Annotated in this window: 11 protein-coding genes; 5 read left to right on the plus strand and 6 right to left on the minus strand. The window is 43.9% G+C overall.

Going from position 1 to position 11,640, the window contains the following annotated elements:
- The first annotated feature begins 518 nt into the window (after nucleotides 1-518).
- Both HRU21_05725 and HRU21_05730 read left to right on the plus strand, forming a co-directional pair.
- Nucleotides 519-848 carry a hypothetical protein gene (locus HRU21_05725; GenBank protein NRA41795.1) on the plus strand — a complete coding sequence of 110 codons (330 nt, stop codon included), beginning with the start codon at nucleotides 519-521 and terminating at the stop codon, nucleotides 846-848.
- Between the two features lie 5 nt (nucleotides 849-853).
- Nucleotides 854-1,330, plus strand: a complete 477-nt coding sequence (locus HRU21_05730; GenBank protein ID NRA41796.1) for a nitroreductase family deazaflavin-dependent oxidoreductase — start codon at nucleotides 854-856, stop codon at nucleotides 1,328-1,330.
- Here the strand turns inward: HRU21_05730 and HRU21_05735 are convergent.
- From HRU21_05735 to HRU21_05750, 4 genes are all read right to left on the minus strand, one after another.
- Nucleotides 1,327-2,520 (minus strand): amidohydrolase, encoded by a 1,194-nt coding sequence (locus HRU21_05735; protein NRA41797.1) that lies wholly within the window; start codon nucleotides 2,518-2,520, stop codon nucleotides 1,327-1,329. The two genes, HRU21_05730 and HRU21_05735, sit on opposite strands and share 4 nt — an antisense overlap.
- Nucleotides 2,521-2,523: 3 nt before the next feature.
- Nucleotides 2,524-3,174 carry an MBL fold metallo-hydrolase gene (locus tag HRU21_05740; protein NRA41798.1) on the minus strand — a complete coding sequence of 217 codons (651 nt, stop codon included), beginning with the start codon at nucleotides 3,172-3,174 and terminating at the stop codon, nucleotides 2,524-2,526.
- 69 nt (nucleotides 3,175-3,243) lie between these two features.
- Nucleotides 3,244-3,873 carry a TetR/AcrR family transcriptional regulator gene (locus tag HRU21_05745; GenBank protein NRA41799.1) on the minus strand — a complete coding sequence of 210 codons (630 nt, stop codon included), beginning with the start codon at nucleotides 3,871-3,873 and terminating at the stop codon, nucleotides 3,244-3,246.
- Between the two features lie 136 nt (nucleotides 3,874-4,009).
- Nucleotides 4,010-4,417: a hypothetical protein gene (locus tag HRU21_05750; protein ID NRA41800.1), complete on the minus strand. Its 408-nt coding sequence runs from the start codon at nucleotides 4,415-4,417 to the stop codon at nucleotides 4,010-4,012.
- Between the two features lie 119 nt (nucleotides 4,418-4,536).
- Here HRU21_05750 and HRU21_05755 point away from each other — a divergent pair, with 119 nt between their 5' ends.
- Both HRU21_05755 and HRU21_05760 read left to right on the plus strand, forming a co-directional pair.
- The gene (locus HRU21_05755; protein ID NRA41801.1) at nucleotides 4,537-5,520 is read left to right on the plus strand and encodes a hypothetical protein; all 984 of its coding nucleotides are present in this window, start codon (nucleotides 4,537-4,539) and stop codon (nucleotides 5,518-5,520) included.
- A 250-nt stretch (nucleotides 5,521-5,770) separates the two neighbouring features.
- Entirely contained in the window at nucleotides 5,771-7,807 is a 2,037-nt protein-coding gene (locus HRU21_05760; GenBank protein NRA41802.1) for a carboxy terminal-processing peptidase, read from the plus strand.
- A 77-nt stretch (nucleotides 7,808-7,884) separates the two neighbouring features.
- On the opposite strand, the gene HRU21_05765 is transcribed toward HRU21_05760, so the two are convergent.
- On the minus strand, nucleotides 7,885-8,196 hold the full coding sequence (locus HRU21_05765; protein NRA41803.1) for a Rieske 2Fe-2S domain-containing protein: 312 nt from the start codon (nucleotides 8,194-8,196) through the stop codon (nucleotides 7,885-7,887).
- A 3-nt stretch (nucleotides 8,197-8,199) separates the two neighbouring features.
- Nucleotides 8,200-10,533 (minus strand): phosphoenolpyruvate synthase, encoded by a 2,334-nt coding sequence (gene ppsA, locus HRU21_05770; protein NRA41804.1) that lies wholly within the window; start codon nucleotides 10,531-10,533, stop codon nucleotides 8,200-8,202.
- Nucleotides 10,534-10,692: 159 nt separating this feature from the next.
- On the opposite strand from ppsA, the gene HRU21_05775 reads away from it, so the two are divergent.
- Complete coding sequence (locus HRU21_05775) at nucleotides 10,693-11,520, plus strand: kinase/pyrophosphorylase (GenBank protein ID NRA41805.1); 828 nt, start codon at nucleotides 10,693-10,695, stop codon at nucleotides 11,518-11,520.
- Nucleotides 11,521-11,640: the final 120 nt, after the last annotated feature.

Genomic DNA, 11,640 nt, shown 5'->3' on the forward strand with positions numbered 1-11,640 from the left:
GCAACTTACTTATTTGTTTTTCAATTTCATCCTTATCATCAGCGTTTATTAAATTCATATTTACCTCAACTCATAAGTCAAAAAAAATCGCGGAGTGTCTGCGGCTTGCCCGTAGAAACCGTTATTTTTATTTACTTATGAAAATCAAATTAGCCTTTATTCGGGGTATAAGTCGGCAAGCGCTTTGTTAGCATTTTTAACGTAGATCTATAAACCCAAAAACACGTTATTTTTAAGATTTTATTCTATCGGTATGCAGGTATCAGTGCCAGTTGGGGTTTAAGCGGCTAGCTTTTCATGTGTATGGCTTTTAAATCGCTTAGCTTGCATAGCGTATCATCTGCATCATGTATCATTGCGTAAACTTTATAATTGTATAAATAATTATCCTAAACTTCGTATAATATATATTATGTTAAATAGGATAATAAGGCTGTAAGCTACTTGGGTTAAACCATCGCCCTTAGGATACTCATCACTTTATTGATAAACGTGTTTCGATTTAAAATACTATGTTAATGGATTTATCAATTCTCAATGAAGAACAATTGCTTAGCTGTGCCACTACTCTGGAGACAGTTTTAAATCGGCGCACCCATCGACGCATCATTATGGGCGAAGATGTCATTGTGTCTGGTTCTTTATCGAAGGCCTTAAAGCTGCCGCAATTAATTTTGCAGCTGCAGTCACCACAGACGCGAAAAAAGCAACAGGCCTCAGAGCAATTACAAACCATCTGGCAAACCTTATCAGAATCTACCCAGCTTGCTGTGCAACAAGAATTAAACTGGTATGATCCCAAAGCTTTAGATTGGGACGATCCTCGATCCAATCGCAATCCGTTTTAGATTTTATGACTGCAGAAAAAACTTATAAACCTTGGTCAGCTGGCCAAGAAAAATTTGGCAAGCGTTTTATTAAGCGCATTGGTAAATGGCAAACTTTTGTTTACGAAAAAACCAACGGTAAATTGTGGAATACTTTTCTGGGTGCGCCTTGCGCGATACTTACCACCATTGGTAGAAAATCCGGCGAGCCGCGCAAAACACCGCTGTTATATATGCGTGAAGGTAACGACGTTGTGATGGTGGCCTCGCAAGGTGGTTTTTCAACCATGCCGCTATGGTATCGAAATATTCAGGCTAATCCTGAGGTGTCGATTCAAATTGGCGCTGAAAAACGTCAAATGCGTGCACGAGAAGCGTCAGAATCTGAAAAAACGCTGCTTTGGCCGAAATTAGACGCGATTTATGAAGGATATAAGGAGTATCGCGCCCGTACTGAAGGCATTCGCGATATCCCTATTCTGATATTTTCAGCGATTGATTAGTCGCTGATTCGAAGTATTCGAGCAGCATTGCCACGCATAATGGCTCGCTGCTGCTGCTGATTTAAGGTTTCCATTTCAGCTAACATTTCAGCTGGCGCTTCTAAGCCCTCAGGGTGTGGAAAATCTGAACCATTTATTAAGCATTCATCGCCTAGGTAATTTACTAATGCGGGTATGTTTTCTTCAAAAAAGGGTACCACGGCGCAGTGTTGTTTGAACTGTGTTGACGGTTTTTCACTCGGTTTACCAAAGCGCCATTTATCTTTATGGTCTGCCATGCGGTAGATCTTATCTAAGTTTGATAATGTCTCAAATACCCAGCTCGCGCCAAATTCAATTATGGCTATTTGTAAGCTTGGGTGGCGCCCAAAAACATTGTGGCACAGCATCGCAGCAATATGGTCGGTGATGGTTCTTGCACCAATGCCCCAAAAGGTATTTAAGGCTGAAAATCGATGTATTGGTGGATTCGCGGGCTCTCCCCATTGGGCAGCATAGCTTTCGTTGTAGTTAGTTTCGCCAATGTGAAAACATATCACTACCCCCGCCTCTGCCGCGCGCGCCCAAAATGGATCAAAATATGGGTCACCGGGCGATTTACCATTGATTGCGCCACAGGGTAAATGCAGTAATCTAACGCCAGCCGCAATTAATCGTTCGAGTTCTTCAATTGCCGGTGCTAGTTGATTAAGACTTAGACAGGCTGAGGCATAGATTCGTTGGTCGGCGCCATAGCCCCAGTCTTCTTCAACCCAGCGATTAAAGGCACGATAGCTAGGGTATTCTAATTCGCTGAAGCGACTTAAATGGTGTTGCACGGTGACCCCAAGCGTTGGCAGCATTACGCTGGCTTCGACGTTTTGCGCATCCATTACCGCTAAGCGGGCAGCTTTTTGCATCATATAGGCATGATCACGTGGGCAAATTGGATTTAAATTAACCGCCCCACTGTCACTGTTCTCCCCTTTAAAAAATGCTTTCAGTAGCCCGGGTGCGCCAACAAAGTCATTTTGAATCACCGAGGTAAAATGCAGGCGTTGGTCAGCAATCATCATGCGCCCTAAGCCATCAGGTTTAGTGCGATCAGGTCTTATCGCGCTGGCTTTAAATTTTGCCTCAATATGACGGCTAAAACAGTCATCCGGTTCGTAATAATGCGCATCAAAATCTATGTATGAGTAGTTTTGCATCACTTATCCGTAGCGTTGATCAGCAACAAAGGGATTGCTTTGGCGTTCTTCACCAATGGTTGAGACCGGGCCATGACCAGGAATAAACTGCACCTCATCCCCAAGGTTAAATAATTTTTGTTGAATCGAGTCAATCAGCTGTTGATGATTGCCACCCGGGAAATCGGTACGGCCTATAGAGCCTTTAAATAATACATCACCGACCATCGCAACTTTTGTTTCTGCATGAAAGAACACGATATGCCCTGGGGTATGTCCCGGACAATGGTGCACGGCCAAACGCTGTTGCCCAAAGCAAACTTCATCGCCCTGCTCTAGCCATCGGTCTGGTGTAAAGGTCTCGGTGGCAGGAAACTGCATCATCTCGGCGTATTGTGGAATATCGTCAAGCCAATATTTATCCGCTATATGTGGCCCTTCTATCGGTACTTGATATTGCTCAGCGATGGCCTTCGCAGCACCCACATGGTCTAAATGGCCGTGTGTAAGAAAGATTTTTTCAAGCTGCATGCCTGCATCTTCGATCAATTTAATAAGTGTTGCTTGCTCGCCGCCGGGATCAACCAGTGCGGCTTTGCCACTGTCTCGGCAAAATAAAATGGAACAATTTTGCTGGAAATGGGTGACGGGACAGATTGATATAGAAAAACTCATAACACTCACTAGAAAAGCTAAAACGCTAGTTTAAACGATTGCCGCGTTCAGCTGTTAATGAATAAACGGCTAAGTTTTATCTTTGTACAGTGATTGAATCGCATTGGCGAAATCTAATTGCTGTTCACCCGCATATGGCACCAGTAAATTTAATACATGATATACAGCTTGATGAATTTGTTTTTCCATCGCCCGATCAGGGTGCGTTAGCTGTTGATAAGGAAACCAATAAACCACCGATAAATTGATGGTTTCTGCAAGCCAGGCGCTGTCGATAGTGCTGCGATTGAGAGCATCTTGACCTATCAAATTTTGACACAGAGTCTCTATGGTAGAAAATTTCAGCTGCATGAGTCGGCGAAATTTTTTCTCTAACTCAGGGTAACGCATCATTAATTCGGTTGAATTAAGATAGAAAAATCGAAATTTGTAAATCTCTTCAAACACGACATAAATAAATAGCCAGTGTTCTTCAAGGCTTAACGGGTCTGATATGGATTGATGCAGTAATGACGATAGCTCGTTATCAAAGCGCTGATACAAAGCCATGATAATGCTTTCTTTGCCTTTGAAATGGTAGTAAAGATTGCCGGGGCTGATATCCATTTCGTTAGCGATATCAACGGTGGTGATGTTTTGTTCACCTTCGTGATTGAAGAGGTCTAGGCTGGTCAGTAGGATGCGTTCGCGGGTTTTCATATAAGGTCTTTAGTTAAACAACTCAGACTTTTACCCTACTGATTAATGATTTTTTTTACAAGAAAAAAGGGGAGCTTATGCTCCCCAAACGGCTCAGAAAGTAACGTTGCCGTTACTTAAAAACTGATGATAAAACTTATGCTTTAGCAGAGGCTTTTTTAGCAGCTTTTTTAGCAGGCGCTTTTTTCTCGCCTAAAGCGTCAATTAACTGATCAAGCTTCTTAGAGATTTCGTCAAGCTTGTCTTCTTTTGAAAAGCTTAAGCTTTCTTTCACTTGAGACAAACGCTCTTCAAGCGATGCTGTAGACTTTTCTTTAGCTTCAGTGATTTTATCAGAAGTTTCACCTTCTAACTTTTTGCCTTTTGCAACTAATTCTTCGAATAAGCGGCTAGATTCTTTATTCATTTTTTCAGAAACTTCGCCATACTTTTCTTGCGCTTCATCTAAGGCTTTGCCATAAGCACCAAGGCCAGCTAGCCAGATGTTTTTCGCCGTTTCAGATGCTTTTTCTGCAACTTCTTTTAAGTCTTTTTTGTCAGCCATGATATTGTCTCCCAAGTAGTTAAATATTGATGATGGTTAATTTAATCGCTTTGTTTAGAATACACATACTAAAAAAAACAAATATGATGAAAAAAACCAAAAAGATATGAGTTAGCGATATGTTAAATATTTTTCAGCGCAAAGATAAACATGATCAAAAAGCACCGGTAGACGATTTTGAGTCGGTGCCTGCCTATATTGCCAATATGCAAGACGAGCATAAATATATTACTGAGCTGACACGTGTGTTAAAACAACAACTGGCTGAATACAGCATCGGTAAAGAGCCTGACTATGTCTTGATTGCCAAAACGGTAGAACATATGCAGGAGCTGCCGCAAAAATTTGATGCCGAACAAAAGGTCAATATGATCAATACCTTGATCGAACTCGACCCTGAAAAACATATTGAGCTTGAAACGCTATTATCCGAAAAGCACGAAATTCAAAACGTCAGTGCGCAGGTGGTTGCTGCCCTCACCGCTTTATTGCGCAAACACGATACCCTGCAGGATGAGGAGCTGAAGATATTTTTACGCAATTATGTAGAACTGTTTGAGAGCCATATTCAAATTGAGCAAAAAGTGCTGTTCCCCTTAATGGAAAAATACCTTTCGTCAACCGAGCTAAAGCAGTTTGCTGAAGTTTCAAAAATAGATATAAAACAGATACTTGAGCAAGACTTCTCAAGTGTTTTAGGCGATCGCTACGACGACATCAGCCTAGATATTAAGGCCCGCTGGGAAGGCGTTGAAGAGGCCGCTACAGATTTCGCCTTATCCGAGTTTTTTAGTATTGGCGCACTCTTTGAATCGATTGAGCCACTCAGTATATCCAGTGCCGAAATATCAAGCATTATTAAACGCACCAGCCAAGCGATGTTATCGACAAACAAGGCCTGCTGTATTGATCTTTTATCGAAACGCCAATCTTCCGGCAGTGATTACTTGGAAAAGCCTATCAGTGCAGCACTAGACTGCTTTGAAGCCTATGTGACCGGCATGAGCGAGATCGGCTCGGTATTAAAGCAGACTAAAAACCAAGTTTATGAGCCCTATACCAGCCGCAAAGCCTATTTCAGTGTGTCGAATCAAACGGAATAGTCGAAGCAGCAAGCTCCGAACCACATATTCTTGCGTACAGTTTAAAAGATTACCTTGATAGGCTACTGGCTGTATCTAGCGCTCATCTTATCGGTGGTTAATCAACTTAGGCAGTCAATTTGTATCCGCTTGTGGTGATCAGGCTATTTCACTGGCTAGTTGCATAGCGAAGCTCTATTATATACTGCTGTTATCTCAAGGATTAAAGATTCGTATGATGTTATTCAGGGTGTTATTCATTGGCCTGGTCATGATGACCAGCTCGTTATTCCTTTCTGCAGAAGATTTAAAACCCGAACGCATTCATCAAATTACCACACTTGAGGTCGTCGATAAGCTAAAGCGACGCCACTACCGTGAATTATCGATTAATGACCAGCTATCGCAAGATTTCCTGGCTGCCTATCTAGCCGCCTTAGATCCGAATCGATTGATTATTTTAGCGGCCGAAGTGGCACAGTATCAGCGCTTGTATGGCAATAAACTCGACAATATGTTGCTAAGCGGTGATCTGCAGGCTGCATATGATATTTTCAATAGTTACCGTAACCGCGTCATTACTTTAAATACCGCATTACTAGCGGCGCTTCCACAAACCATTGCCTCATTCGATTTCAACGATGACGATGCTATGCAACTCGATCGCTCGGAAGCAGCCTGGCCTGCATCCGAGGCCGAGGTCAATCAGTTGGCAGAGCGACGCTTAAAAGCGGCTGCCCTCAGCCTGCGACTTGCTGATAAAAGTAACGAAGAAATCACCGAGCTGCTGCGCAAGCGCTATCAGAATCAAGCTGACAGATTATCCAAGCTCAATAGCGAGGATGTCTATCAAGCCTATATTAATGCCTTCACCCAGCTTTATGACCCGCATACCAATTATTTATCGCCGGTTTCCTCGGAGAATTTTGATATTTCCATGAGCCTAAAGCTTGAGGGGATTGGCGCTATGCTGTCGAGCAAAGATGAGTTTACCAGCGTGGTTAGGCTTATTCATGCAGGCCCTGCGTTTAAACAAGGTGAATTGAAACCATCTGATCGCATCACTGCTGTTGGACAAGGCGATAAAGAGCTCGTCGATATTGTTGGTTGGCGCTTAGATGAGGTGGTTAAGCTAATTCGTGGCCCTAAAGGCTCGAAAGTAAGGCTTGAGGTTATTCCTGCTTCGGCGGTCAGTGATGAAGAAAGAAAGTTAATTACGATTGTACGCGATGAAGTGAAGCTCGAAGAACAGTCCGTACAAAAAGCCATGATCGATGTCGAAGACAGCAATGGTATCGTCCATAAGTTTGGAATTTTAGATATACCGGCTTTTTACATTGATTTTGAAGCCCTGCGAAAACGTGACCCTAATTATCGCTCAACTACAAGGGATACCGCCAAGCTTCTAAGCCAGCTGGTTAACGACGGTGCTGAGGGCATCATCATTGATTTGCGCAATAACGGCGGTGGCTCGTTGCGAGAAGCAAATGAATTAACCGGATTATTCATTGAGAAAGGCCCTTCCGTGCAGATTCGTCTGTCTGATAAAAAAACCTATACCGAAGCCAAACAATATTTCAGCCCCTACTATGATGGGCCTTTAATTGTACTGGTTAACCGTATGAGTGCCTCAGCCTCTGAGATTTTTGCCGGAGCGATGCAGGATTATAAGCGTGCCCTAATCATTGGCTCACCTTCCTTTGGCAAGGGTACGGTGCAGTCGCTCACCCCAATGAATCATGGCAAGCTAAAAATTACTGAGTCTAAGTTCTACCGTATTTCCGGCGAGTCTACCCAGCATCGCGGGGTCGTGCCTGATATTTTATTACCAAAGATCTATAACAGTGAATTAGTTGGTGAGAGTTCGCTTGATCATGCATTAGCGTGGGACTCTATTGGTAAGGCGGCATTTAAGGAATTTGATAAAACCTCTGCACTGCTGCCGCAATTAATTAGGCAGTCACAACGCCGCGTCAAATTGCAGCCAGACTTCCAATACTTTAATGAAAAATTGGCTTACGAACAAAGCATAGATATTGATTTTCTCTCACTCAATTTAAAAGAGCGTAAGCGTCTGCGTGAGGATGATAAAGCGAAACGCTTAGCGATTGAAAATAAGCTGCGCTTAGCCAAAGGTGAGAAGCCGCTAACAAGCTTAGACGATGAATCAGATGAAGCCGAGCAAGAGACTGCGACAGAATCAGTAGGCAACGCCATCGATATTGATGATGCCTACCTACAAGAATCGGCTAATGTATTGCTGGATTTTATTACCGCCCAAAAGACTGTTAAGACGGTCAGCCGCTAGGGTTTGCTTACCATATTTTGTCAGCGTTAAATGCTGCAATATGTCAAAATTCTTTAGCGCCTTAGCGCCTTAGCGCCTTAGCGCCAAACGCCGATCTGGTTTCCGTCATAGCTGAGCGGCAGTGTTTTAAGCGCATTGCACTGACTAGCAGCTTGATTAGCAGCGCAGCCACTACGTAAATTAAACGCGAAGCGGTGCTTTTGGCAGGTTATGGTGTCGGCGGAAATGGCCGCTTGATCGAGCGGCCATTGCATATGCGGACAGTTGGCTTGAATTAAAAACACCTCACCGTCCGACTGAAGTAACAGCCATTCTTGTCGATCAAAAACGACCCGACGGCGATAGCCGTCATACAAATTGATTAATTGCTCAAGCGCAATAAACTGCATCGATTAGGCGTGTTCCTCAGCTAAATACATCCAAGTATCTAACACCGAGTCGGGTGTTAACGAGACTGTCGATATCCCCTGCTCCATCAGCCATTTAGCAAAATCAGGATGGTCAGAAGGCCCTTGCCCACAGATACCAACATATTTATCGGCATCGCGACAGGCTTTTATTGCCATGCTGAGTAACTTCTTCACCGCCCCGTTACGTTCATCAAATAAATGTGCAATTAAGCTTGAATCACGATCAAGACCAAGCGATAGCTGGGTGAGGTCATTTGAGCCAATTGAGAAACCATCAAAATGTTCGAGGAACTCCTCTGCCAATAAGGCATTGGCTGGAATTTCGCACATCATGATGATTCGTAGATCATTTTCACCACGTTTTAAGCCGTTGTCGGAGAGCAAATCAATGACTTGCTTGGCTTCACCCGGGGTGCGACAAAACGGCACCATAATCTCTACATTGGTAAAGCCCATTTCATCACGAACATACTTTAAGGCTTCACATTCAAGCTTAAAGCAAGCTTGAAAGTCGTCTGAAACATAACGTGATGCGCCGCGAAAGCCGATCATGGGGTTTTCTTCGTTGGGCTCGTAGGTTTGCCCACCAATCAAATGGGCATATTCATTTGATTTAAAATCAGATAGACGCACGATGACTTTCTTCTGGTCAAAAGCGCCAGCGATTGATGAGACACCTTCGATGATTTTTTTGCGGAAAAAATCGACGGGGCTGTCGTATCCAGCAATGCGCTTGGCAATCGTCTGTTTCAGATCAGCGTCAAGCATGTCAAAATTTAACAGTGCTTTTGGGTGAATACCTATCATGCGGTTAATTATAAATTCTAAGCGTGCCAAGCCTACGCCTTCGTTAGGCAGGGCTTGGAAAGCAAAAGCGCGATCCGGATTGCCGACATTCATCATCAGTTTAAACGGTAAATCTGGCATTTTATCCAAGTCGTTGCGGCTGATATCAAAATCTAATTGCCCTTTATAGACAAAGCCGGTATCACCCTCTGCACAGGACACGGTCGCATCACTGATACCATCCAGTGCCTCTGTTGCATCGCCACAGCCAACAACAGCAGGAATGCCAAGTTCACGCGCGATGATGGCTGCATGACAGGTTCTGCCTCCGCGGTTAGTGACAATAGCCGAGGCGCGTTTCATAACTGGCTCCCAGTCTGGGTCGGTCATATCTGAAACTAATACATCGCCTTCTTCTACCAAATGCATTTCATCAATGTGACGGATAATTCGCACGGGGCCTGTGCCGATTCGTTGACCAATAGAGCGGCCCTCACACAGCACATCGGATTGCTCTTTTAAAAGATAGCGTTCAATCGTGGTATTTTCTTTTTGCGAGTTAACCGTTTCAGGGCGAGCCTGTAAAATATACAGCTTGCCATCGTCACCATCGCGGCCCCATTCAATGTCCATTGGGCGGCCATAGTGCGCTTCAATAATCATCGCTTGTTTAGCCAGTTCGGTGACTTCACTGTCGGAAATTGAAAATTGTTGTCGCTGCTGCATGTCAACGTCGACGGTTTTCACCGATTTACCGGCTGCGGCTTCATCGCCATATACCATTTTAATCGCTTTGCTACCTAAATTGCGGCGCAAAACGGCAGCTTTGCCGTCAGTTAGTGCACGCTTGTGTACGTAAAACTCATCTGGGTTTACCGCACCTTGTACTACGGTTTCTCCCAAGCCATAAGAGGCTGTGATGAAAATTACGCCGTTATAGCCCGACTCTGTGTCCATAGTGAACATAACGCCTGCCGCACCTGTTTCACTGCGCACCATTTTTTGGATGCCGGCAGAAATCGACACATCGGCATGCGCAAAACCTTTGTGCACGCGATAAGAAATGGCGCGATCATTGTAGAGTGAGGCAAACACTTCTTTGATAGCGACCATCACATTGCCGAGCCCGTTAATATTTAGAAATGTCTCTTGTTGGCCAGCAAACGAGGCATCCGGCAAATCTTCAGCTGTCGCTGATGAACGCACGGCAACGCGAAGTGAGGTATTGCCATCTTCTAATTGTTGATATGCCTGCTGAACTTCAGTCTCCAGGCTTGGCGGGAATGGTGCATCAACAATCCATTGACGAATTTCTGTGCCCGCGGCAGCCAGCGCTTTCACATCATCAATATCTAAACCAACTAGACGTTGCTCAATACGCTGCTCAAGTGACTCATGCTGCAAAAACTCGCGGAATGCCGCGGCTGTGGTGGCAAAGCCATTCGGCACAGATACGCCTTTGGCGGTTAAATTAGAGATCATCTCACCCAGTGATGCGTTTTTGCCACCAACGATTTCAACATCGTTCATGCCTAATTCAGAAAACCATAATACTTGTGACACTGTGCGCTCCTAAAGCGAGAATAGAAAAAACGATAGAAAACTTTATCGCAAAAAAATATTCAGCGATTTTACGGCAAACACAAGGTAAAATCATCGAAAATTCAAAGATAATTTAAGTGAAAAGGCATGACAAAAATCCCTGTATTTTTTGTTTCTGACAGCACCGGCATTACCGCGCAAACATTGGGTAGCAGTATTCTAAGTCAGTTTGAAAATGTTGAATTTGACCCCGTTGTATTGCCCTATATCGATAGCTTAGATAAAGCTGAGGCTGTAGTTGAGCGTATTAATCGAGTCAGTCAGGGTTCGCCTACGCGGCCTATTTTATTTGATACGGTAGTGCAAGAGCCGATTAATCAGACCTTACGCAAGGCTAATGCGCTGCATTTTGATGTGCTTAATCAATATTTAAAGCCACTAGAGAATGAGTTGAATGTGCGCTCTAGTCACACCGTAGGCCGTGCTCACGGTGATACCAATAAAGCTGAATATAAAGACCGTATAAACGCCGTGCACTTTGCCATGGAAAATGATGATGGTGGGCGCACCCGTCAGTATGATCAAGCCGACGTGATATTAGTTGGCGTTTCACGCTGTGGTAAAACCCCTACTTCGCTATATTTGGCACTGCAATTTGGTATATATGCTGCCAACTATCCTATTACCGAAGACGATTTAGATGATATTGACGGCCAGGCTGGCATACCTAAGGCGTTAAAAGACTATAAGCATAAAATAGTGGGGCTTACCATTGAGCCTGAACGCTTGGCCTCTATTCGCCATGAGCGTCGCGCTGGCAGTCGCTATGCGTCGCTAAGACAATGCGAATTTGAAGTGAATGAAGTGGAAACGATGTTTCGTCGACATGCCATTAACTACATTAATACAACCGATGTGTCGATTGAAGAAATTGCGGCCAAAGTGTTGAATGATGCAGGTATTGAGCGTAAATAAACTTTTACACTCAAATCTACTGCTTATTTAAAGCTGATGTATATAACTGAGTGCTGGCATTTCATCTAAAGTATCGCGAATAGATCCCTTCTATATAAGACTTGGTCGATTTCGACGGTC

It is taken from the genome of Pseudomonadales bacterium (genome assembly GCA_013215025.1).
In the GTDB taxonomy this organism is placed as follows: domain Bacteria; phylum Pseudomonadota; class Gammaproteobacteria; order Pseudomonadales; family DT-91; genus DT-91.